General features: G+C 67.8%; 18 protein-coding genes. 6 read left to right on the top strand and 12 right to left on the bottom strand.

Annotation, left to right across the window (positions count from 1 at the left end; genetic code table 11):
• Window positions 1-2: 2 nt before the first annotated feature.
• The gene (locus tag QHF83_RS17205; protein WP_282418931.1) at window positions 3-1,223 is read right to left on the bottom strand and encodes a restriction endonuclease subunit S; all 1,221 of its coding nucleotides are present in this window, start codon (window positions 1,221-1,223) and stop codon (window positions 3-5) included.
• Window positions 1,220-3,694, bottom strand: a complete 2,475-nt coding sequence (locus tag QHF83_RS17200) for a class I SAM-dependent DNA methyltransferase (protein WP_282418930.1) — start codon at window positions 3,692-3,694, stop codon at window positions 1,220-1,222. Before QHF83_RS17200 ends, QHF83_RS17205 begins: the two co-directional genes overlap by 4 nt.
• Before the next feature lie 231 nt (window positions 3,695-3,925).
• Here QHF83_RS17200 and QHF83_RS17195 point away from each other — a divergent pair, with 231 nt between their 5' ends.
• Window positions 3,926-4,357: a hypothetical protein gene (locus QHF83_RS17195; RefSeq protein WP_282418929.1), complete on the top strand. Its 432-nt coding sequence runs from the start codon at window positions 3,926-3,928 to the stop codon at window positions 4,355-4,357.
• A 7-nt stretch (window positions 4,358-4,364) separates the two neighbouring features.
• Here the strand turns inward: QHF83_RS17195 and QHF83_RS17190 are convergent, their stop codons facing one another.
• Window positions 4,365-5,360, bottom strand: a complete 996-nt coding sequence (locus QHF83_RS17190; protein WP_282418928.1) for a fatty acid desaturase — start codon at window positions 5,358-5,360, stop codon at window positions 4,365-4,367.
• A gap of 101 nt (window positions 5,361-5,461) precedes the next feature.
• Here QHF83_RS17190 and fumC point away from each other — a divergent pair, with 101 nt between their 5' ends.
• Window positions 5,462-6,850, top strand: coding sequence for a class II fumarate hydratase (gene fumC / locus QHF83_RS17185; RefSeq protein WP_282418927.1), 1,389 nt, complete (start codon window positions 5,462-5,464; stop codon window positions 6,848-6,850).
• Between the two features lie 75 nt (window positions 6,851-6,925).
• On the opposite strand, the gene QHF83_RS17180 is transcribed toward fumC, so the two are convergent.
• Window positions 6,926-7,387, bottom strand: coding sequence for a hypothetical protein (locus tag QHF83_RS17180; RefSeq protein WP_282418926.1), 462 nt, complete (start codon window positions 7,385-7,387; stop codon window positions 6,926-6,928).
• 285 nt (window positions 7,388-7,672) lie between these two features.
• Window positions 7,673-9,514 carry a hypothetical protein gene (locus tag QHF83_RS17175; RefSeq protein WP_282418925.1) on the bottom strand — a complete coding sequence of 614 codons (1,842 nt, stop codon included), beginning with the start codon at window positions 9,512-9,514 and terminating at the stop codon, window positions 7,673-7,675.
• A 111-nt stretch (window positions 9,515-9,625) separates the two neighbouring features.
• On the opposite strand from QHF83_RS17175, the gene pip reads away from it, so the two are divergent.
• Window positions 9,626-10,600: a prolyl aminopeptidase gene (gene pip / locus QHF83_RS17170; RefSeq protein ID WP_282418924.1), complete on the top strand. Its 975-nt coding sequence runs from the start codon at window positions 9,626-9,628 to the stop codon at window positions 10,598-10,600.
• 51 nt (window positions 10,601-10,651) lie between these two features.
• Window positions 10,652-11,380 (top strand): hypothetical protein, encoded by a 729-nt coding sequence (locus tag QHF83_RS17165; RefSeq protein WP_282418923.1) that lies wholly within the window; start codon window positions 10,652-10,654, stop codon window positions 11,378-11,380.
• Window positions 11,381-11,386: 6 nt separating this feature from the next.
• Here the strand turns inward: QHF83_RS17165 and QHF83_RS17160 are convergent, their stop codons facing one another.
• The 5 genes from QHF83_RS17160 to QHF83_RS17140 form a co-directional block, all read right to left on the bottom strand.
• On the bottom strand, window positions 11,387-12,004 hold the full coding sequence (locus tag QHF83_RS17160; RefSeq protein ID WP_282418922.1) for a DUF4360 domain-containing protein: 618 nt from the start codon (window positions 12,002-12,004) through the stop codon (window positions 11,387-11,389).
• Between the two features lie 73 nt (window positions 12,005-12,077).
• Complete coding sequence (locus tag QHF83_RS17155; RefSeq protein WP_282418921.1) at window positions 12,078-13,139, bottom strand: alpha/beta hydrolase; 1,062 nt, start codon at window positions 13,137-13,139, stop codon at window positions 12,078-12,080.
• Between the two features lie 208 nt (window positions 13,140-13,347).
• The gene (gene sucD / locus QHF83_RS17150) at window positions 13,348-14,220 is read right to left on the bottom strand and encodes a succinate--CoA ligase subunit alpha (protein ID WP_282418920.1); all 873 of its coding nucleotides are present in this window, start codon (window positions 14,218-14,220) and stop codon (window positions 13,348-13,350) included.
• A 40-nt stretch (window positions 14,221-14,260) separates the two neighbouring features.
• Window positions 14,261-15,454, bottom strand: coding sequence for an ADP-forming succinate--CoA ligase subunit beta (sucC, locus tag QHF83_RS17145; RefSeq protein ID WP_282418919.1), 1,194 nt, complete (start codon window positions 15,452-15,454; stop codon window positions 14,261-14,263).
• Window positions 15,455-15,472: 18 nt separating this feature from the next.
• On the bottom strand, window positions 15,473-15,721 hold the full coding sequence (locus tag QHF83_RS17140; RefSeq protein ID WP_282418918.1) for a hypothetical protein: 249 nt from the start codon (window positions 15,719-15,721) through the stop codon (window positions 15,473-15,475).
• Between QHF83_RS17140 and QHF83_RS17135 the strand changes: the two genes are divergently transcribed.
• Both QHF83_RS17135 and QHF83_RS17130 read left to right on the top strand, forming a co-directional pair.
• On the top strand, window positions 15,720-16,523 hold the full coding sequence (locus QHF83_RS17135; protein WP_282418917.1) for an SUMF1/EgtB/PvdO family nonheme iron enzyme: 804 nt from the start codon (window positions 15,720-15,722) through the stop codon (window positions 16,521-16,523). The two genes, QHF83_RS17140 and QHF83_RS17135, sit on opposite strands and share 2 nt — an antisense overlap.
• Window positions 16,524-16,659: 136 nt before the next feature.
• Entirely contained in the window at window positions 16,660-21,663 is a 5,004-nt protein-coding gene (locus QHF83_RS17130) for an AAA family ATPase (protein ID WP_282418916.1), read from the top strand.
• Between the two features lie 397 nt (window positions 21,664-22,060).
• Here the strand turns inward: QHF83_RS17130 and QHF83_RS17125 are convergent, their stop codons facing one another.
• Both QHF83_RS17125 and QHF83_RS17120 read right to left on the bottom strand, forming a co-directional pair.
• Window positions 22,061-23,158, bottom strand: coding sequence for a hypothetical protein (locus QHF83_RS17125; RefSeq protein WP_282418915.1), 1,098 nt, complete (start codon window positions 23,156-23,158; stop codon window positions 22,061-22,063).
• Entirely contained in the window at window positions 23,155-23,613 is a 459-nt protein-coding gene (locus QHF83_RS17120; protein WP_282418914.1) for a hypothetical protein, read from the bottom strand. The genes QHF83_RS17125 and QHF83_RS17120 overlap by 4 nt, the downstream gene beginning before the upstream one ends.
• Between the last annotated feature and the right edge of the window lie 166 nt (window positions 23,614-23,779).

Below are 23,779 nucleotides of genomic sequence, written 5' to 3'. Positions count from 1 at the left end.
GGTTATGCGGCCTCTTCGCGGGTGACGTCGATCTTGCCGGTGACGGCGGCGGTGATGAGGGATTGGCGGTACTGATTTAGTGTATGTATACTTGCGTCGATCCTGTCACGGATTGCGTCAATCCGCCCAACCTCAGTCGACACAAAACTAGCGATTGCGCGCTGTGCATCGAGCGGCGGAAGCGGAATCCAGATGTTGGCAACGGTAGGAATATTTACTCTGGGCGAAGTTGCGCCTACCGTGTCTTGAACAACTTGCGCGTATGCTGATGCGCTGTTCAAGAACCACATTAGGAACATCGGATCCACGCGAGCGCCGACACGAAAGATCATCATGCGTTGGCCTAAGCAGATTGGGACACGGTCTGGAACCAGTGCTGCCATTCCGAACCGCTCGCCCTCACGGCTATACAATATATCACCGAAAGCCGGCGCCATTCGAGCTGTGCGTTCCCAATAGGTTGCCCAGGAGCATCGTCGTGCTCTTTCGAGATCAAGACGACCCCGATCAACATCCGACGTCCTAACAACGATACAGTCCCCGTCGTCCTCGTATTCTGGAGTCGAGTGAGGACAGTCGACAATCCTGGCGACGACGTGTTTGAGGCGTACTGTGTCCCAGTGCAACGGCGTTCGTCCTAGAGTCGCGACGTCACTCAGCCGCGTAGGCACGTCGCTATCCAGACCCGTGGTGACTGCCCTCGTGAGGATCGTCTGTCGCTGCTCTGCAAGTAGTGTCGCAGCTTGCTCCTTCTTGGAGATGAGCTCGTCGATTGCAGCGGTATTTCGATCTAGAAATGCAGCGATCTTTGCCTGAGCTTCTGCGGGAGGTACGGCCAGAATTGACTCGTACGCGACCTCCCTGGACAGCCCAGGGACGCCCGTATCCTGCGAGACCGCATCCAGGTTGAGCGTTTGAAGCGCATAGTAGAGCCATCTCAGACTGGCCCGAGAGTGTCGAGAATCAATAAAATAAGTTGTATCGATGCCGAATGCGGCCTGCTCAGACCACTGGATTTTACCAAAAGAGCCCTTGCGTCCTACTAAAATCACTGGTCCACGGGTGTTGGGGCAATCGTGCGTGCCGACGATGCCATTCGACCCGAATACCGGAACCGATCCTTCCCGCCGCAGTTCGGAGGGGAGTGAATCTCCGTAGGCCAGTCTTGTGATGAATTTGAGGCGAAGCCGTTGCCAACCTCCAACGTATTGCGTGCTGTTCATTTCAGCACCTCGCCGAGTAGCGCTAGGATCTCCTTCTCCAGCCCCCGGATGTCGGTCTCGATTTCTTCTAGCGGCCTCGGCGGCGTATACTTATAAAAATGTCTCGTGATCGGTATCTCGTACCCAACCTTCACCTTGTCCTCATCCACCACCAGGGCCTTCCCGCCCCGCATCTCTACCCCCGCGATCCACGCATCCGGCACGTGTGGCTTCACCTCCCGTTCGAAGTAGACCGCGACGTCCTCCTTCAGCGGCACGTTCTCGTAATCCCGCAATTCGGAATCCGCCTCCGGCCGCCCCTTGGCATCCAGGCAAACCTCCGCCGTCTCGTCCCGCTCCGACAGCGCCGCGAGGATCGCCTTTCGCGCAGGCGCCACCAGATCCACCCCCTCCGCCAGCACCGCCGCCTCGAGCGCCGCCTCGAATGCCGGTCGGCTCTTGTACACCTTCGCCGCATCGAGGTGCGTGAGCGTCCGTAGGATTGCCTCCTGGAGCGCTCGCCCTTCGCCCGAGGCCCCCTTCTTCGCCTTCGCGAGGTTCACGAACCCGGACTCCTCCCGCAGCCGATCGATCCGCTCCGGCGACGCCTGGAAGTTCAAGCGCAGCGGGCGCTCCACGATGATGCGCCGGTACCCGAAGTCTTCGTTGTCGAACACCTTCGAGACCTCGCTCTCGACGAAATCACCAAAGGTGTCGACGATCGTCTTGATGTGCCCCGCCCCGAGCTCGTTCCGCTTGTTCCCGAGCGACTTGCGCATCTTCTGGTACAGCTCCGTCGCATTGATGAGCTGCACCTTCCCCTTCCGATGCGCCGGCTTCCGGTTCGTGATCACCCAGACGTACGTCGCGATTCCCGTGTTGTAGAAGAGCTGATCCGGCAACGCCACGATCGCTTCGAGCCAGTCGTTTTCGAGGATCCACCGCCGGATCTCACTCTCCCCCGACCCCGCGTCCCCCGTGAACAGCGGCGACCCATTCAACACTACCGCCATCCGGCTCCCGCCCTCGCCCGTCTTCTTGTCGACGGGCTTCATCTTCGCAATCATGTGCATCAGGAAGAGCAGCGCCCCGTCGTTGATCCGCGGCAATCCTGGCCCGAACCGCCCCGCGAACCCGAGATTCTCGTGCTCGGCCTGCACCTTCGTCTGGACATTTTTCCAGTCGACGCCAAACGGCGGATTCGACAGCATGTAGTCGAACTTCCGCTCGGCGTGCCCATCGTCCGAGAACGAGTTCCCGCGAACGATGTTGTCGGGGTTTTGCCCCTTGATAATCATATCCGACTTGCAGACCGCATACGTCTCGGCGTTCAGCTCCTGTCCGAACACCTCCAGCTTCGCCTGCGGATTCAGCTCGAACAGGTACTCTTCCGCGACGGAGAGCATCCCGCCCGTCCCGCATGCCGGATCGAGCAAGGTCCGCACGATACCGGGGTTCTGGAGCACGTCGTCGTCCTCGATGAACAGCAGATCGACCATCAGCCGGATGATCTCGCGCGGCGTGTAATGATCACCCGCCTCCTCATTCTTCTTTTCGTTGAACCGCCGGATCAGCTCCTCGAACACGCGCCCCATCACGTGATTCGACACGACGTCCGGATGCAGGTTCACCTCGGCGAAGAGCTTGACCACCTGAAAAAGCAGGTTCCCCTCGTCGAGCCGCGTGATCTGTTCGTCGAACTTGAACTGCTCGATGATGTCCCGCGCATTCGGCGAGAACGCCTTCAAGTAACTACGGAGGTGCTGCGCGATTTGCTGCGAGTCGCCCGTCAATCGCTCGAAATCGAGCGGCGACGTGTTGTAGAACGGCACACCCGAGGTCTTGCGCAGGACGGAGTCCACGATCGGATCCGCCACCTTCATCCCCTTGCCCTGGAGCTCCGCGAGTTTCTTCAGGACCTTGTCCTTCGTCGGCGCGAGCACGCACTCGAGCCGGCGCACGACGAGCAGCGGCAGGATGACCTTGTCATATTCGTTCGGCTTGTACACCCCCCGGAGCCGCTCAGCGTTTTGCCAGAGGAAATCCGTGATCTCGCGAAAGCTCTGGAAATTGCGGGGCGACGGGGGGACCGGCGTGGGCGTCACGTTCGTCGCGGCCTTGCGCGGGGGCACGGCCGGGGGCGTGGGCCCGAGGGGCAGCTCGATCTGGGCCGACTTCGGCTCCGTGGCTGCGGCCTTCGCGACCTCCCCCTCGACCGGCGCCCCGTTCGCCCACGCCGCGCCCGCGAGCCGCGCGATGATGACGGCCTTGTCCCGGCCCCCGTCGTCGAGCGCGAGCTCGCGACAGAGCTCCTTGAGGCGGTCGCGCGAGAAGCCCGCGAGGAGCTCGGGGAGCGCGGGGCCGTGAGCGTCGAGCTCGGCGGCGATCTTCTCCTTCGAGCGGCGATCGGTGACGGTCACGTGGTGGCGGTCGACGAGCTCCCAGAGCTCCTGGCGGGTGAGGATGTCGAGGACTTGGCGCTTCGTGGGCATCGGGGGGCGGGAGGGTACAACGGGGACGGGCTAGGTTGGGAAAAACCTGCGTCCTCGCGGGGCGCAATCGAGTTGCCGGACAAGTCCACGCGACGAGGAGGTTTCCGCCATGAAATGGGAAAGAGGCTGCCCGGCGGGCACGATCCCCCGCCTTTTGACCCACCGCGTCGAGCACGCCCCCGCCTCTCGTTGGGGTTTTCCACGGGCCCTCGTCTCCGCTAGGCTGTGGGCATGGGGCTAGGACATCGTGGGCGAGATGGCTTCCACGGCGGGTTCGCGCTCGTCGGTGCGCTCTTCTTCGCGGCGTGTGGCGGGAGCCAGGCCGACGGGTCGCCCCCGACGGTCGAGGGCGGCAACGCGTACGCGCCTGCGGCCGCGCCCGGGCAAGGCACCGTCGCCGGATCTTATGGCCCCACGCCCCAGGGGCAGGCCGCCGGATACGGTCAGACGCCCACGGCGGCCACGGGCACGGCCACGCCCCCGCCGAGCCCGCTCTCGCCCCTCTGCACCGAGGCGACCGCGATCGTGTGCGGCGGTCATCGGTGCAATGCCCAGGTCGGACGGTGCGCGATGCCCTGCGGCTCGGCGCAGGATTGCAATCCGGGGTTTTCGTGTCTGGGGGCGGGCGGGCCGACGGCGATCTGCGTGCCCGGAGGACCGTGAGGCGAGATCAGGCCGCGCCGGGCTGAATGCCCTGCACTGCGAGCATCTTCTCGCGCTCTTTTTGCTTGTCGAGGTCCCGGTACTTCTCCTCGAGCTTCTCGACGTCGAGCTTCCGGATGCGGCCCCAGAGCATGAACATCGGGCCGAGGACCGAGCCGTAGCATTCGGCCTTCACCCGCTCGTCGTAATGGGGGTACGCGGCGTGGTGGAAGCTCTTCAGGTTGTAGAACGGGATCCCCGGGTACTTGTGGTGCTCGTTGTGGTACGTGACGTTGTTCCACAAGAAGTTGAGGAAATCGCTCTTCGTCCCGTACGTGCGTGAGCTGTAGGCGTCGTCGTCCGTCGCCGGCATCTCGAAATGCTCGATCATCGACGTCACGCTGGCCAGGATCGCCCCGAAGATGAACGGCAGGGCGAAGCAGAAGAACCACACCTGGAACGGCATCTTCCAGGCCGCGAGGCCCACGAGCGAGAAGTAACCGAGCGTCTCCAGGTGCGTCCGCAGCTGCTGCCCCAGCGTGAGGCGGTTCATGTAGAACTTCATCATCTGCCCGAGGAAATACATCGGGTACGCGAACGTGTAGACGCAGAAGAGGAAGATCTTCGCGAGCGTGGGGTTTTTCGTGTAATCGGTGACCACGACGTTGTCGACGTCGGGATACGTGTTCGTGATCTTGTGATGGTGCAGGTGATAGTTCGCGTAGAGCGTCACCGGAAACCCCGAGGGGGACCAGCACAGGAGCGCGAGCCAGTACGAGATCGTCTTCGACCGCGAGAGGTTTCCATGCACGGCGTCGTGCCCCGCCGCCCCGAGCCCGCGGATCAGGTTCGCGATCGTAAACGAGACCACGACGCCGATCGGGATCGCGAAGCGATGATGCTGCGTCGCGTAGAGGACCCAGGCGAGGCCCGCCCAGAGACCATAATGCAGCGGAATCTTGAGCAGGTAGATCGGCTTGCGCTCGTAGGCCGCGCGCAAGATCTCCCGGGGTACCGCGTCCATGCCCTGTCCGGCCATCACTCGCTCCACGTAAGAATCGTCGGGGGCGGAAGGTGGCAAAGATCGGGACAGATGACAAGCGCGTACGCTGCTAAGCCAGCGGCATGACGACGCGCATCGAGACCGACACCTTCGGACCCATCGAGGTCGAAGCCTCCCGCTACTGGGGCGCCCAGACGGAGCGATCGCTGCATCACTTCGCGATCGGCGTCGAGCGCTTCCCGAGGCCGTTCCTCCGCGCCCTCGGCCTCGTGAAGAAGGCCGCCGCGCTCACGAACGCCGAGCTCGGGCTGCTCGGGCCCGAGGAATCGCGTTGGATCGTGGCCGCCGCCGACGAGGTGATCCAGGGCCAGCACGACGCGCATTTTCCGCTCTCGATCTGGCAGACCGGCAGCGGGACGCAGACGAACATGAACGCGAACGAGGTGATCGCGAACCGCGCCATCGAGACGAGCGGCGGCGTGCTCGGCTCGAAGAAGCCGATCCACCCGAACGATCACGTGAACCTCGGGCAGAGCTCGAACGACGTGTTCCCGACCGCGATGCACGTGGCCATCGCCTCCGAGATCACGGCCGCGCTGCTGCCGAAGCTCACCACGCTGCGCGAGACGCTCGCGCGGAAAGCCGAGGCGTTCGCGGACGTCGTGAAGATCGGACGAACGCACCTGCAAGACGCGACGCCGCTCACGCTGGGGCAGGAGATGTCGGGCTGGGTGGCGCAGCTCGATCACGCGAAGGGGATGATCGAGCGGGCCCTGCCGCCGCTCTTCGAGCTCGCGCTCGGCGGGACCGCGGTCGGGACGGGGCTCAACACGCCCCCGGAGTTCCCGACGCGCGCCGTCGCGAAGATCGCCGCGCTCACGGGCCTGCCGTTCGTGCCCGCGCCGAACAAGTTCCAGGCGCTCGCGGGGCACGAGGCGATCGTGTTCGCCCACGGCGCGCTGAAGACGCTCGCCACGAGCCTGACGAAGATCGCGAACGACGTGCGGTGGCTGTCGAGCGGGCCGCGCGCCGGGCTCGGCGAGATCACCATCCCCGAGAACGAACCCGGCAGTTCCATCATGCCGGGCAAGGTGAACCCGACGCAGAGCGAGGCCGTGATCATGGTCGCGGCGATGGTGCAGGGGAACGACGTCGCCGTCGGGATCGCCGGCGCGGGCGGGAACTTCGAGCTCAACGTGATGAAGCCGCTCCTGCTCCACGTCACGCTCCAGTCGATCCGGCTTCTCGGCGACGCGATGGCCTCGTTCGAGGAGCACTGCGCGCGCGGGATCGAGCCAAACGGCGTCCGCATCGCGGAGAACCTCCAGAAGAGCCTGATGCTCGTGACGGCGCTCGCGCCGCGGCTCGGCTACGACGCGGCCGCGCGTATCGCGAAGAAGGCGCACGCCGAGGGGACGACGCTACGCGAGGCGACGCTCGCGCTGGGGCTCCTCACGGGCGAGGAGTTCGACGCGATCGTGCGGCCCGAGCGCATGATCGGACCGGCCTGAAAGAAATACCGGGCGCGCGTGGCCAGGGGGATCACCACGCGCGCCCGGCGGACTGTAGCTTTGGGGTTCGAGCTCCTACGGAATCATCCAGGGCAGCTCGAACTGAAAGCCCACGAGCACGCCCTGCATGCCGCGGGCCTCGGCCACCACCGTCGAGGCGGTCTCGATGGGGATGAGCTGGGCCCGCGCCGGCCCCACGTAAATGGTGGGCTGCTCGGGGCTCGGCGGAATGAACGTCCGCATGTCCGCGCCCCAGAGTTGCGAGGGCACGCTCACCTGTACGGCCGGCGTTATGGCGGGCGGCGCGCCATAACGGGAGAGATCCGCGAATGCCTCGAATGCCTCGAACGTATCGCGCAGGACACGGCGGTAGCCGTCCCCGAACGGGGTCGCCTGTGTAAAGACCTGACCGGGCTGCCAGGGCAGGCTGCTCTCCGACAGCGGCGCCAGAGGCGCCTGCGCCCAAGCCAAAGCGGGCGTGCCGAGCGCGATTCCCATCGCGACGACCGCTCCCAGCACCTTCGTGCAAGCTCCCATCGCACGCTCCTCCATGGACGCACGCCGCGCGCGCGCCGGTGACCGTGAGAGGCGGTCAGACCGCCCCAGAATCCAATGGCAAACACGAATATAGCGAGTGCCAGCGACAGTGAAAAGAGGGTCTCCTCACGCACGCGGCATTTTCCAGCGCGCGGTCGCGTTTCGAGTCGCTCGCCCGCGGAGGGGCCCGACGTGCCTACGGTCCTTCCTCAGGCGGCTGCTTGCCCCGCCCGGACGTGACACGCGGCGGCAAACATGAAGGGTGGTGGAGCTCGCGTGGCGCCGTCACTCCCAGGTGACGTCGACCGGCGTCATCCCGCCGCCGGTGTCGAGGCGCAGCGCATACACACCCGTCACCGTCGAGAGGAGCAGGATCGCGAATCCATCGCGGGAGAAGAGCCGCAGGTCGAAGAGCGTCGAGAGCTTCTGGACCTGACCGTCCTTGTAGAGGTCGTCGTAGAGGATCGAGTCGTCCGCGCGCTCGATCTCTTCGGCCTTGGCATAACGCATGCGCACGCCGCCACGCTCGCCCGCCGCCCACACGACGAGCAGCTTTCCGTTGACGTCGACCGCGTCGACCTTCCTCTCGCGCGGACCGAACTCGTATTGGCCCTTCAGGATCTTGTCGAACGAGACGTCGTGCACGCGACAGCCGGCCGTCGTGCACTGGCTCTGGGCGATCTTCGTGGCCCAGCCTTTGTCCGGGCCGCCCGGATAGAGCCGCGTGACCACGGCCTCGGTGCCGTGGCACGAGAGCAAGCCGTCGCTGACCTTGGGCGACATCGGCGGGCTCCACTTGCCGCCGACGAGGAAGCTCATGAAATCGTTGTCGTAGCCCTTCACGCGGACGACCATGGCCTCGGACGATCGGCAGCCGCCGATGTGCGGGGCTTCGTCCGCGCCGCCCTCGACGAGGCCCGGCTCGGGCAGCTCGCCGATGTCGGCGAACGAAGGCTCGGTCTTGCCCGCGACGCCATACGGCGAGACGAAGAGGCGGCGCTCGTTCTGCTTGGTCACGCCGCGCAGGACGAGGTGATCCCAGAGGATCTGCGTCGAATAATAATAATTGCCGACACGGAAATCCGGCTCGAGCTTGGTGCGTCCGGGCTCACCGCCCGAGGCCCTCCGCGTGAGGAGCAGGTCCTTCGTCTTCTCGTCGAACCCGAGCGCCGCGGCTGCGCCGTCTTTCTTGGCATATCCGCCGTAGCTGTACATCGCGTCGACCTTGTCGCCGCTGTCCGCGCGGAAGATGCCGGCCTGGCCGCGCTCCCCCGCGAAGACGAGCGGCGCGGAGTCGTCGTCGGCCGTGCCCCAGAGGCGCAGGCCGTGGCCCTTCGGCAGCGTGCTCGGCAGCGATTTGCACGTGGCCTTCGCGTCCTTCGCGGCGAACGTGCAGAGGAACGGCGCCTTCTCCACGCCCTTTTCCTCGATGAGCAGCCGCATCACGCCCGCCGGGTGCGCGTCCGTGTAGGCCGCCCTCAACGTGAACGCCGTGCGCGAGAGGGGCTCGGTGAGTTCGTCGAGGCGCGTCGCGTCGAGGGGACGAACCGGCTCGGGCGCGCGGGGTCCCTTCTCGACGGCGACGCGCTGCACGGCGGCCTTCTTGGCCTGCGCGAAGGCCGCGTCGATCGCCTCGGACAGGTCGTCCGTGCGCGCCGTCGGCTCGCCCAGCGATTTCGCCAGGGACTCGGCCGCAGCGCCGAGATCCTTGCCGCCTTCCTCGACGCGGCCCGCGCTCTTCCAAACCTCGGCCACGGCGTGGCCGAGCGGCGCGCACGCGGCCGGCCAGGGTTTGTCCACGCCCGGCGTCATCCGCTCGGCGTCCGTCATCGTCATCGCTTCGAGCTGCACGCGCCGGAAGCGCTTGCTCGCGGGCTCGTTCTCCTCGAGCTCGGGGCCGACCGTGCACGTGGCGAACGCGCTCCACGCCGCGGCGATCGCCTTCGTATTTTGCGCGTCCTGATACCGGAGCAGCCCGAAGAGGCCGCCGCCCCCGAGCACCAGCGCGAGCGCGCCGAACGTGAGGAGCCGACGCCCGCGCTTTTTGCGATCTTCCACGAGCTCGTCGATCGGCTCGGGCGGAGGCGGCTCGTGATCGGCCGCGTGCGAGGAAATGGGTTCGTTCATGGTGGAGCGTTCTCCCTCCCTGGGGGGGCCGACACATACCACGCGTTTCGAACCGCCTGGAAGATTCCCCTGATGGACAGACGTGAGCCTGTCTGGCAAGCTCGCGCGCCCATGGCCGGATCTCCTCCCATTCTCAAGACGCTGTACCCCGGAATCGAGCCTCATCGCACCGGGCGCCTGCGCGTCTCCGACGTGCACGAGCTCTACTTCGAGGAGTCCGGCAATCCCGCCGGAAAACCCGTCGTCTTCCTGCACGGCGGCCCCGGCGGCGGGAGCGACGCGAAGCAGCGGCGGTTCTTCGATCCTGCCCATTACCGCATCGTCCTCTTCGATCAGCGCGGCTGCGGCAAGAGCACGCCCCACGCCTCGCTCGTGGACAATACGACCTGGCACCTGGTCTCGGACATCGAGCGATTGCGCGAGCACCTCGGGATCGAGCGCTGGCAGGTCTTCGGCGGCTCGTGGGGATCGACGCTGGCGCTCGCCTACGCGGAGAAGCACCCCGAGCGCGTCACCGAGCTCGTGCTGCGGGGGATCTTCCTCCTGCGCAAGTGGGAGATCGACTGGTTTTACCAGGACATCGGCGCGGCCGCGTTTTTCCCCGACGCGTGGGAGGCCTACCTCGCCGCGATCCCCGAGGCGGAGCGAGGCGACATCGTGTCCGCGTATTACAAGCGCCTCACGAGCGACGACGCGTCCGTGCGGCAGGCCGCGGCCCGCGCGTGGAGCGTGTGGGAGGGCAGCACGAGCTTTCTCTTGCAGAACCCGGATTACATCGCGCGGTGCGCGGGCGACACGTTCGCGGACGCATTCGCCCGCATCGAGTGCCATTACTTCGTGAACCGCGGGTTCTTCGAGCACGACGGGCAGCTCCTCACGGACGCGGCTCGCATTCGGCACATCCCCACGGTCATCGTGCAAGGCCGTTACGACGTGGTTTGTCCCGCGAAGAGCGCCTGGGATCTCCACCGCGCCTTGCCCGAGGCAAACCTGCGTATCGTGCCCGACGCGGGGCACTCGGCGTTCGAGCCGGGGATCGTTCACGAGCTCGTCTCGGCGACGGACGCTTTTCGCAGCAAGAAGTGAGCGTGCCCGGCGATTGACGCCGCTCCGCGAGCCTGGTTCATTGTCGAGGACATGAAGCGAAAGGCCCCCCGGAAAGCGCTGGCCATGACGGTCGAGACGCTTTTCGAAGCGGCCCCGCCCAGAGCGTACGGGGACACGACCCCGAACGAGGACGTGCTGCTCGTGTCGGGGCACGTCTACGGCGTGTTCGACGGGGGGCTCGCCGGGACCATCGCGAGCGAGGTGTTCGGCGAGCGGACGCGCGCGCCGCTCGCGGAGCTCTGCCAGGAGGCGAATCGGCGCATCGGCGAGGCGCGGGCTCGAGGTGGGGCGCAAACGGGCAGCGCGGCGGCCGTGGTGCGGGTGGCGAAGGACGCGTTCGAGTGGTTGATGGCCGGAAGGAGCCAGGTCGTCGTGGTGCGGGCGGACGGCTCGTTCGAACGGCTCGCGCCGGAGGACGAGCACGTGCTCTCCGGCGATCCTTCGGCCGAGGCGCACGTGCGCGCGGGCGTGCGCAAGCTCGCGGGCGTGCGGCACCTGCTTCTGTTCACGGACGGCCTGCTCGCGTCCGGCGCGGACGAGGCCATGGTGGGCCTCGTGAGCCGTTTCCTCGACGGCGGGCTCACGGCGGCGCGGCACGGGGCGACCGAGGTGGACGTCGCGGCGGTGGCAATCTCGTTTTTGCCGCCAAACCCCGCGGCGCGGAAGCGGATCTCGCTCTACCCGCGGAGGATCCTCACCGGAGGCGCGAAGCGGAGCTCGGGCGCGCCTTCACGGAGGCGGCGGAGCCGGTTTCCTTGAGCCTCGTCAGCGACAGCGGGTCCAGCGCAATCGATACGTTTGTCGGACCACGCCGTCCACGCTGTCGACGGTGAGCAGGCCGCTCTTGCCGCGGGCGAAGCGGTCGTCGATGACGGTGTCGGTCTTGATGAGCAGGTTTTTTCGGCCCGTGCAGGGGACGGGGCGGTCCGGCGTGACGACGTCGTGTTTCTCGTAGTTGTCGTCCATCTCTCCCTGGAGCACGATCTCGAAGGCGCGCTCCTCGCGGGGCAGGCCGGGGAACGAATACGTCGAGCGTATGATGCCGCTGAGGCCCGCTTCGAGAAAGGCATAACCGCGCACGTCGCCGCCCTCGATCGCGAAGGACCAGCCAGGCGGGAAATCGAAGTGGATGTCGAGGTTGCAACGCTTCTTGGCGTCGCCGCGGGCCACGTTCGGGCCGACCTCGGCGTAGAGCTTGGAAAAGAGAATCGTGAAAGCCTCCGCGTCCTGCGAGGCGAGGTAGGCGACGGATCCTTGGGGGCAGCCGGGGCCAGCGTATTTGAGCTCGCGAATGGCGAACGCCTCCGGCGCTTCGGCCCGCGCATCCGCGGAGAAGGCGATCGCGGCGGGAAAGGCGAGGAAGGAGAGCGCGAAATGCCTCATGGTCGTGGCCTCCCGGGGGCTCCATGAGACGGCCTCGTCGGCTCGGCAAGCGAGCCCGAGCCTCAGCCCGAGCTCATTTCGAGCATGTCTCCATCGCGCTGGCCACGGCACCGGGGTCGGAAATCAGCATGTCGTGGACGGCATCGGGGCGCGTCACGAGCACGAAGCGCTTGTCCTGCATATCGCCCGTGAGATAGCGATAAAGAGCCACCTCCTCGTCGACGGCGATGAAGATGTCCTCGCTGAAGGCAATGACGCAAGGCTCGCTCCCGTGGCGTCGACCGAAGATTCCCGGACCCACCGTGGGGCGACTCCATCCGCCGGCCCCGAGCATTTCCAGGCTGGCGATCAGCGCCTCGGGCGCGATGTATCCTTGGGCGACGACGTCGGCGGCGCTCGGCGTACCCGGCACGAGGTCGCCGATCGTGTTCGTGAAAAACAGGCCCGGCCAGACCTCGGCAGGGATGGATAGATGTGGGCCCAGGATCGGATCCGAAAAGAGGACGAAGGGCGCAAGAAATGCCGCGCCCGCGCCGGAGTCCGCGAGCGCCCAAGGCAACACGCTCGGCGGGACCGCGTTCGGGATGGTGGAGGCGAGCAGCACGACTTCCTTGACGCCAAAGCGGGTCCGGAAGTCCGTCCCCTCGTCGATCAGCCGGTCCTGCGCGAGCTCGACGATTCCCGCGCCCATGCTGTGGCCCACGAGGACATCGGGGCGAAGCCCGCGAGCCTCGAGCGCATCCAGGGCGCCGATCAGGGCCGCCGCGTCGTCCTCGAGCGAGAGGTCTCCAAAGAGGACGCCTTGGCCCTGAGGCAATGAGCTCCCGCCATGTCCGGGCAGGCTCAGGAGCACCGCCCTCGACGCTTTGAGTTTGGGGTTCGCGAATACGGCTTCGGCCAGCGGCCGAAGGGCGTCGCCGGTGTGGGCCAGGCCGTGGAGCAACACGAACGTGCGGCCTCCGTTCGGATGGCCTGGATTCACGAGTACCTGGGCCTCGATATCGGCCGTCACCTCAAGGCGCAGCTCCACAGGGAGCAAGAGGTCCTGTTCGACGGGCTGGTCCGCGGACGCGGGGAGTGCAAACAGGAATGTCACCAGCGAAAGCAGGCGGCTCCAGATGGCCACGGATTTCATGGGACGTCCTTCCTGATCCGGCAGGAGCCGGAAGCAATCCCCGCTGCTTGCCATACGCAGGCCAGGCTTCGGTGAGCGCGACGGACACGAGCGCCGGAGATGTCTGGAACGTCGGACAAACCCGCGCATCCACGACCGATGCGCACCGGACGCGTCACGCGAGAATGGGGGAGGGAAGTACGAGGGGGGAGGGGAGGGGCGGAGCCGATTACTTCATCAGGCTCATCAGCGTCGACGCCATGTCGGCCGGGGTCGGGGCGACCTTCACGCCGGCGTCTTCGAGCGCCTCGATCTTCTCGGCCGCCGTGCCCTTGCCGCCCGAGATGATGGCGCCCGCGTGGCCCATGCGCTTGCCGGGAGGCGCGGCGCGGCCCGCGATCAGCGCCGCCACCGGCTTCTTCATGTTCGCCTTGATCCACGCCGCGGCCTTCTGCTCCGCGCCGCCGCCGATCTCGCCGATCATGATCACGCCGTGCGTGTCCGGGTCCTCGTTGAAGAGCTCGAGCACGTCGATGAAGTCCATGCCCGCGACCGGGTCGCCGCCGATGCCCACGCACGACGACTGGCCCACGCCGAGCGCCGTGAGCTGACCGACGGCCTCGTACGTGAGCGTGCCCGACTTCGACAGGACGCCGATATGGCCCTTCTTGTGGATATGCCCCGGCATGATGCCGATCTTGCATTCCTCGGGCGTGATGATGCCGGGGCAGTTCGGCCCGATGAGCCGCGTGGGCTTGCCTTCGAGGTATCGGCGCACCTTCACCATGTCGAGCACCGGAATGCCCTCCGTGATGCAGATGACGAGCCGACAGCCGGCGTCCGCGGCCTCGACGATCGCGTCGGCCGCGCCGACGGGCGGGACGAAGATACACGAGACGTCGGCGCCCTCTTTCTTCACGGCGTCTTCCACCGTGTCGTACATCGGGACCTTGTCCTCGAATCGCTGGCCGCCGCGGCCGGGCGTGACGCCGGCGACGACCTTCGTGCCGTATGCGAGGCAGGCGCGGGCGTGCTGCGAGCCGTACTCCCCGGTGATGCCTTGGATGACGACCCGCGTGTCCTTGTTGACGAGAATGCTCATCGCAACTGGTTCCTTTTCGTGACGAAAATCATCCCCGGCATCAGGCCGCGGCGCCCTGCTTCACCGCGGCGACGATCTTTTGCGCGCCGTCGCCCATGGAGGAGGCGCTCTCGATTTTCAGGCCGCTCTCGTCGAGGATCTTGCGACCCGCCTCGACGTTCGTGCCTTCGAGCCGCACCACGAGCGGCACCGACAGGCCGAGCTCCTTCGTCGCCGCGACGATACCCGCCGCGACCACGTCGCAGCGCATGATGCCGCCGAAGATGTTGACGAAGATGCCCTTCACCTTGTCGGAGCGAAGGATCATCTGGAACGCCTTCTTCACCTGCTCCTGCGTCGCGCCGCCGCCGACGTCGAGGAAGTTCGCGGGCTTGCCGCCGTAGTGCAGGATGATGTCCATCGTGCCCATCGCGAGGCCCGCGCCGTTCACCAGACAGCCGATGTCGCCGTCGAGCGAGACGTACGAGATGCCTACCTTCTTCGCCTCGAGCTCGACCGGATCTTCCTCGTCCGCGTCGCGCAAATCCGCCCATTCGGGGTGGCGGATCTCGGCGTTGTCGTCGAACGTCATCTTGCCGTCGAGCGCGACGATGTCGCCCTTCTTCGTCACGACGAGCGGATTGATCTCGACGAGCGAGCAGTCCTCGGCGAGGAAACACTTGTAGAGGCCGTCGACGAGCTTCGTGAACTGCCGCATCTGCTCCTTCGCCCCGAGCCCGAGCGCGAACGCGAGCTTGCGCGCCTGGTAGGGGGCGAGGCCGATCACCGGGTCGATGTGCAGCGTGTGGATCTTCTCGGGCGTGTCGTGGGCGACCTGCTCGATGTCCATGCCGCCCTCGCGCGAGGCCATCACCGCGATGCGGCGGCGATCCCGGTCGAGCGTGAGCGCGAGGTAGATCTCGCGGTCGATGTCGAGGCCCTGCTCGATGTAGAGCCTGCGGACCTTCTGCCCCTCGGGGCCCGTCTGCACCGTGATGAGCTGCATGCCGAGGATCTGCTCGGCGAGCTTTCGCGCCTCGGCGACGCCGCCCTTGGCGACCTTCACGCCGCCGCCCTTGCCGCGACCACCGGCGTGGATCTGGGCTTTCACGACGACCACCGGGATCCCGGTCGCCTCGATCAGGCGCTTCGCCGCGGCCTCCGCCTCCGCCACGGAGAAGGCAGGCTCACCCTTCGGCACGGGGATCCCGTAGCGTGCGAAGATTTGCTTGGCTTGATACTCGTGGATTTTCATGCGAGGGCGGGCAAGGTATCACACGCATGAGTCCAGCATGGGATCGAATTTGAGCTTGTTGACCGCAGCTGCCGTGATGTCCCTCACGGCATCGAGCTGCGGCGGTCCGACGGAGTTACCAAAAGGGGCGAACGCGACGGGCGTGCCCAGCGCGGCGCCGAGCGCGCCTCCGCCGGAGCTCGTTCCCGCGGCGGAAACGGCCGCGCCGAGCGCGAGCGCGGCGCCAGCGAGCGAGGCCGAACCGAAGTCGCCCTGCCCGGAGGGCATGGCCTTCGTCGACACGACGTATTGCCCCGACGTCGAGCTCGAGTGCCTGAAAAAAGAGCACAACAAGCCGAACAAGATCATCATCTGCCACGAGTTCGCCGAGCAGGCGCAGAAGTGCAAGACGGAGCTCCGGCGGCAGCGATACTGCATCGACAAATACGAGTACCCGAACAAAGAGGGCGCGCACCCGCCGGTCATGGTCGACTGGTACGACTCGCTGCAAATGTGCCAGGAGCAGGGAAAACGCCTCTGCTGGGAGAGCGAGTGGGTCGCGGCCTGTGAAGGGCCGAAAAAGACGCCTTTCCCTTATGGGTACAAGCGCGACCCGAAAACCTGCAACATCGACAACCCCTGGTATCAGCCCGTCCTCAAGAACATCTATTCGCGCGAGGCCTGGATCCAGGATCAGGAGCTCTTTCGGCTCGACCAGAGCGTCTCGAGCGGCGAGATGCCCGGCTGCGCGAGCGGGTTCGGCGTCCACGATCAAACCGGGAACGTGGACGAGTGGGTCAACGCGGAGAAGAACTACGAAAAGTCGAAGTGGGCGGGGCTCAAAGGCGGCGCCTGGGGCCACGTGCGCAACGCCTGCCGGCCCATGACCGTGAGCCACGAGCCGGAGTTCACCTATTACTTCGTCTCCTTCCGCTGCTGCGCCGACGCCGCCCCCGACCCCGCCGCCGAGGCCGATCCGACGCTCTGGCGCCCGCCGCCCCAGCCCACCCCCAAGAAACACGGCGCCTTCTCCAAGGGGTGGACGCCGAAGACACGCGCGCCCCACCAGCCGTCTCCCCCCAAACCCTGACCGGGGGGGCTCGGGGACGCGGGGAGGTTTTTCCCCGTCATGAGCAAGATCCGGGAGCCCCTCGGCCCTTCCATCCGCGCCCGAACCCGCCGTATGGTTCGGTCGAACTTACCGCTCCGGCGGAGGCTCCCCCCGCATGGTTCCCGAGTTCCCCGGCTGTACCATCTTCGCAACGCTCGCTGAGGACGCGCGCTTCGCTCTGCATCGCGGCCACCTCGAAGACGGCACGCCCGTGCTCGTCGAGACGGCTCGTGCCCGCGCCCGCGGCGAGGAACGCGCGAGGATCCGCCGCGCCCACGCGATCGCCAAGGACCTCGGCGACTCCATCGTCCCGCGCACGCTCGGCCTCGTCGAGCACGGCGACGTGTTCGCGCTGCTCCGCGCCGACCCCGGCGGAAGCACGCTCGCGGAGCTGCTCGCGTCGCGAAGGTTGCGCATCGAGACCGCGCTGGAGATCACGGCCGCGCTCGGGCGAGCGCTCTCGACGCTCGCGGCGCACGGCATCGTCCACCGCGACATCGCCCCGAAAAACATCCTCTTCCGCGAGGCAGACGACGCTGTCTGGATCCTGCACTTCACCTCGGCCGCGCGCGTCGGCGAGGAGTCCCTGCGCGCGCCGAACCCGCAAGCGCCCGAGGGGACGCTCGCGTACATGCCGCCCGAGCAGACGGGCCGCACGAACCGCCCCGTCGATCATCGCGCCGACCTCTACGGGCTCGGCGCCGTGCTCTACGAGATGCTCACGGGCTCGCCGCCCTTCACCACGCAGGACCCGGTCACGCTCGTGCACGCGCACCTCGCGCGCACGCCGAAGCCGCCGCACGAGCTCGAGCCGAACGTGCCGCCGGCCGTGTCGCGCATCGTGCTCAAGCTGCTCGCGAAGGGCGCCGACGATCGGTACCAGAGCGCGCGCGGGCTCGTCGCCGACCTCGAGACATGCCTCACGCGCCTGCGCAAATCGGGTCGCATCGATCCCTTCCCGCTCGGCGGCCAGGACCGACCGACGATGCTGGCGTCGGCGGTGCGCCTCTACGGCCGCGACGCGGAGCGCGAGAACTTCGCCTCGGCGATCGAGCGAGCGCGGCGCGGCGGGCGTGAGCTCTTCGCCATCCAGGGCGGCGCCGGCATGGGCAAGACCGCGCTCGTGCTCGACGCGGCCACGCGCATCGGCCCCGACGACGCCTACATCGTCACGGGCAAGTTCGATCCGATCGGGCAAGGCCTGCCGTTCTCGGGCTTCGGCCACGCGCTCGGCGAGCTCGTGCGCGCGGCCCTCGCCGAGAGCGAGTCCGAGCTCGCGCGCATCCGCAGCGAGATCGACACGGCGCTCGGGCCGAACGCCGAGCTCGTCACGCGCGTCGTCCCCGAGGTCGGGCTGCTCTTCGGCGGGCCCGCGGAGGCCGCGCCGGACCTCGGCCCGATCGAGTCGCAGAACCGCTTCGCGCTCGTCGTGCAGCGCTTCTTGTCGGTGTTCACGCGGCGCCGCCCGGTGCTGCTCTTCCTCGACGATCTGCAGTGGGCCGACCCTGCCTCGTTGAAACTCCTGCGCGACCTGCTCGCCGATCCGCAGTCGAGCTACCTGCTCGTCATCGTGGCGTTCCGCGGCCGCGAGGACGGCGACGGCTTCCGGTCGATCGGGCGCGTCATCGACGAGATCGAGTGGCAAGGCGTGCCCGTGTCGAAGGTGGAGCTCCGGCCGCTCCGGCCGTCCGACGTGCGCGCGCTCGTCGCGGGGCTGCTCGGCTGCGACCTCGCGGACGTCGAGTCGCTCGGCGTGCTCCTGTGGAGCAAGACGAGCGGCAACCCGCTCTTCATCCGGCAGCTCCTCGGCACGCTCGTGCGCGAGGGCCTCGTCGAGGTCGATCCGGCCACGGGCGCCGTGGTCTCGGACGAGGCGCGCATCGAGGAGACGGTCACCGACGACATCGTGACGCTCTTGCTCGACAAGATCGGCGACCTCTCGCCGGCGGCGCAGCGCACGCTCGTGCTCGCGTCGGTGTTCGGGCACGAGTTCGAGATCGACGCGCTCGGGGCGCTCGCCGATCGCCCCGAGTCCGAGGTGCGCGCGGACCTCGCCGCGGCGCTCACCGAAGGCCTCGTGCTCCCCGTGCGCGTGCGACAATTCTCGCCGCGCGGATCGGGCAAGTCGACCCCGCCCAAGCCGCTCGCGCCGCGCGCGTTCCGGTTCTCGCACGACAAGGTCCAGCAGGCGGCCTACTCGCTCCTGCGCCCCGAGGAGGTGCCGCACCTGCACCTCGCGATCGGGCGGCGGCTGCGCGACGAGATCGGCGCCGAGGGCGAGGGCCTCTTCGAGCTGCTCCTCCACATGAGCCGCGGCATCGCCGTGATGACGGATCCGGCCGAGCGGCTGGAGGTCGCGAAGCTCGCGCTCGACGCCGGACAACAAGCGAAGGGCGCGGCCGCGTACGAGGCGGCGATCGGCTACCTCGCGACGGGCATGGAGCTCGTCGGCGAGCGTGGCTGGGAGGAGCAGTCGTTCCTCACGTTCGCGCTCACGCGCGACCGCGCGGCGTGCGCGTACCTGACGGGCCAGTTCCACGAGGCCGAGCAGCTCTTCGCGCTCCTTCTCTCGCACGCGACCTCCGCGCTCGATCGCGCGGGCGTGCACGACCTGCTCGTCGTGCTCTACGTGACGCAGGGACGGTTCGCGGACGCGGTGCGCGTGGGCCGCGAGGCGCTCGCGCTCCTCGGCGAGACGCTCCCCGACGAGGCGACGCTCGAAGAGGCGCTCGCGAAGGAGCAAGCCGAGCTCGCGGCCGAGCTCGAGGCGCGCTCGGTCGAGTCGATCACCTCGGCGCCGCCGCTCGACGACGCGCGCAAGCGCGCGACCTTGCGGACGCTCATGCACCTCGTGTCGGCGTCGTACGGCACGTCGCCGTCGCTCATGTTTTTCGTGTGCGCGCGCATGGTGCGCGCGACGCTCGCGTGGGGCCCGACGGAGCTCTCGGCGTACGGGTTCTCGGCGCACGGCATGAGCCTCGTCGCGGCGCGGCGGTACGAAGAGGCCCATCGGATGGGCGAGATCGCGCTGCGCCTGCACGAGCGCCTGCCGAGCCCGACCATCGCGTGCAAGGTCTACCTGAACCAGGGCGCGACCTTGCACCCGTTCCGCCGCCCGCTCTCGGCGTGCTTGCCGTTCCTCGAACGCGCGCAGCGCGAGGGGCTCGCGACGGGCGACTTCTCGTTCCTCTCGTACGCGTGTTTCTCGACGACGGGGCTCCGGCTCGGGATCGGCGAAGACCTCGCCGTCGTCGAGCAGGAGGCCGAGGGCTTCCTCACGCTGATGCAGAAGACGCGGGACACGACCTCGGAGGCGTACCTGCGGATCATGTACCAGCTCATCCGTTGCCTGCGCGGCCGGACGCGGGGTCGGATCTCGCTGTCGGATCGGGAGTTCGAAGAGGTCTCGTTCGTCGCCTCGCTCGTCGAGCGGAAGCTCCCGTTCATCGCGTGCCGCTACCACGCGGCGCGCCTCGAACTCGCCCTGCTCTTCCACGACCTCGAGCTCGCGGAGAAGGCGTGCGCCGAGGCCGATGCGCTCCTCCCCACGGTCGTCGCCCAGTACTTCGCGGCGGAGGTCGTCTTCCACGGCGCGATCGTCGCGGCGGCGCTCATGAACACCGGCACGCCCGGGGATCAGGCGCGAAGGCGGGCGGACCTCGATCGTCGCGAGGCCGAGCTCGCGGCGCTCGCGCGAAGCTGCCCGGAGACGTACCAGCACCGGCTCGACCTCGTCCGCGCCGAGCGCGCGCGCGCGGAGGGACGCGACGCCGAGGCGATCGACCTCTTCGAGGCGGCGATCGCGGGCGCGTGCGAGCACAAGTACATCAAGGACGAGGCGCTCGCGAGCGAGCGCGCTGCCGAGCATCACATCGCCCGGGGCCGCAAGCGCCTCGCGCGCGCCTACGTGCTCGACGCGCGCAAGGGCTACCTGCGCTGGGGCGCGCGCGCGAAGGTGGAGAACATCGCGGCGCGGTACGAGGATCTCTGGGAGAACGAGACGCCGCCTTGGGACATGCCGGCGAACTCGAGCCCCGGCGAGCGTTCGTTCGCGACGCTCGACACGGCCACGGTCATCCGCGCGGCGCAGGCGATCGCGGGCGAGATCCTCCTCGAGCGCGTGCTCTTGCGCGTCGTGCGCGCCGTCATCGAGAGCGCGGGCGCGGACCGGGGGATGCTGCTCATCGAGCGGGGCGGTCGTCTCTGGGTCGAGGCGACGATGGTGGTGGACCCGGAGCGGCTGACGGCGGGCCCGAGCGTGCTGGCGGAGGAGACGGAGGATCTGCCGCTCTCGGTGGTGGAGTACGTGCGGCGCACGCGCGAGCCGCTCTTGCTCGGCGACGCGCGATCGGATCGGCGCTTCGCGAAGGATCGGTACATGGTGGCGCGCGCGCCGCGCTCGATCCTGTGCACGCCGATGCTGCACAAGGGCCGTCTCGTGGGGATCATCTACCTCGAGCACGCGCTCGCGACGGAGGCGTTCGTGCCGGCGCGGCTCGTGCTCGTGGACTTCCTCGCCTCGCAGGCGGGCGCCGCAGTGGAGAGCGCGCTGCTCTACACGGAGGTGCAGCGCGTGACGGAGGAGCTCCTGCGCACGAACGAGGGCCTCGAAGAGGAGGTCGGGCGACGGACGCGGGAGGCGAACGAGACGGCGGAACAGCTTCGCCTCGAGCTCGAACAACGCATGATCGCGGAGCTCGAGCGGGAGTCGCTGCAGCAGCACATCATCGACGTGCAGCGCGAGCGCCTGGCGGAGCTGTCGACGCCGATCATCCCGATCACGGACGACGTGGTGGTGATGCCGCTCATCGGGACGATGGATCGAGCGCGCTCGGACGAGGTGATGGGGGCGGCGCTACGCGGCGCGTCGGAGCGAAGGGCGCGCGCGGTGATCCTCGACGTGACGGGCGTGAAGGGCGGCGACATCTACATCGCGGAGGCGCTCGTGCGGACGGCGTCGGCGCTCCGGCTGCTCGGGGCGCAGGCGATCCTGACGGGCATGCGCGCGGACGTGGCGCGGTCGCTCGTGGGTAGCTCGGCGGAGCTGACGGGGATCGTGACGAAGGGGAGCTTGCAGGCGGGGATCGCGTTTGCGATGGGGGCGCGGAAGCGGGGGTAGGTCGCGGCGTTTCGGACCTCGTACTCGAGGTCGCCGACCATGAGCACGAGGTCGCCGACCATGCGTACGAGGTCGCCGACCATGCGTACGAGGTCGCCGACCATGAGCACGAGGTCGCCGACCATGCGTACGAGGTCGCCGACCATGCGTACGAGGTCGCCGACCATGAGCACGAGGTCGCCGACCATGCGCACGAGGTCGCCGACCATGCGCACGAGGTCGCCGACCATGCGCACGAGGTCGCCGACCATGCGCACGAGGTCGCCGACCATGAGTACGAGGTCGCCGACCATGAGCACGAGGTCGCCGACCATGCGCACGAGGTCGCCGACCATGCGCACGAGGTCCTTGGACCATGCGCACGAGGTCCTTGGACCACGAGCACGAGGTCGCCGACCTACTCCGCTGGAATCACGAGCGGCTCGCAGCAGAACACGCTTGGGTCCGTGGGCACCGCCTCGCCGATCGTCTCGCCGCCCGTCACCACGCAGGACCCCGGCTCCTCCGCCAGCCACGTCGCGGAGATCGAGCCGAGGGCCAGGGGCATGGACGTGTCGTAGCAGACCGGGCTGTTCATCCCGACAGGCACGTTCTGGAAGAGCGGCATGGGTGCGCCCGCGCAGGTCGCGTCCTGGAAGGCGTCCACCGACGCGATGCAGATCGCGTCCTCCGGCGGCGCGCACGAGCACGCAGCGCATTCGCGCGTATCCGAGAGGCCGGCGAAGAACACGCGCCGCTCCGGAAACGCCGCCGGGCACGCCTGCGACTCGCTCTCCGCCGTCCCCTCGGGGTATCGGAGGCATCGCCGGAATCCGGCCGGAAGCTCCTCGATCCCACGCACGCACGGCGCCCCCGCGCACGCGGGCGCCCCCTCCTCTTCTTCAGCCGCGCAAGCCCGCGCCGCCTCTGCCCACTGGGCCGGCCAGGCATAGGCGAAATGGGGGGGCGGCACGGGATCCTCGACGAGCTCGCACCCCGCCGTGCTCGGGGCCCCGATGTGCACCGAGCTGAACGTCCCAGGCTCGAGCGGCGGCCCCGCGAGGCACCCGCCTTCCCACGCGGGCGGCGGCTCGAACGCGCCGACGATGCTCCCAGCACACGCGTCCCCCGCCGTCGCGCTCACCGAGGGCAAGACGCACGAGGGCTCGGAGCATTGGCACGGCGGGCACGTGTTCGGGGCCAAAAGCCCGGCATAACCATTGAAGACCGCCTTGGGCGCCTGCTTCGGGCACGCGGGCTCCCGGCCCTCGGGGCCCACCCACAATGCGACGATCGTCCGCTCGAACTCCAGGGAAACCTCCTCGCAGCCGCCCCGGCAAACCGATTGCTGCTGCCCTTTCCCCTCCAGATGGCACGGGTCGGGGTTTCCCTTGGAATCGAAGTGGCCGATGTCCGGGTCGTCGCAGGAATAAACGACGTCCTCCGTTTCCTCCTCGCATCCCAGGACGAGCGCCGACATCGAGAGCAAAACGAGCACGAGGCGTGAAGTCTTCATTCCGTGGGATCCTTCGTTCCGTATTGCATGATGTCGTAAATGATCTGCATCGAGAGGATGCCGAACACAGGAAAAGGCGGGCCCCAGATCTGGTCGAAGCGCGCGTCCACGCGGAGCGTGGGTTTGGCGAAGGTGTACCCGCCCTCCGCGAGCACGCGAAAGGCGAGCCTCGGCGCGAACCGCCGGTAGAATTCGGCGCCGAGGAGCCCCGCCGCGCTCGACCCCTTGGATTCGAGGGGGCCACTCGGCGTCTCGTTCCAGCCGTACCAGTCGCCGATCCGGACGCCGCCAAAGACGCTGAAAAACTCCCAGGGACGGACGCCGATGTGCGCGAAGAGCGAGACATTGTATCCACGCATCGGCGCGCGAAAGCGCGGTTCCGGGACCACGGCCACGGCGAACGTCGTGCCGAGGTCCCATAACCACAGCGGGCTCCGGATGCTCAGGTTCACCATGCCCCCCGCGTGATAGAGGCTGGGGACGGGCCCGCCGATCTGGGCGAGCGGGCCTGCGGCGACCGAGAACGCCTTGAGGCCCCGCGGGGCCTCTGGCGCGGGGGGTGGGGTTGGTCGGGGGGATGCGCTGGGCGTTGCGTTCGCGGCGGAGCAAGCCAGGGCCCCG

Source organism: Polyangium sp. 15x6 (genome assembly GCF_029960785.1).
In the GTDB taxonomy this organism is placed as follows: domain Bacteria; phylum Myxococcota_A; class Polyangia; order Polyangiales; family Polyangiaceae; genus Polyangium.
This window is presented reverse-complemented; position numbering and strand designations above follow the sequence as displayed.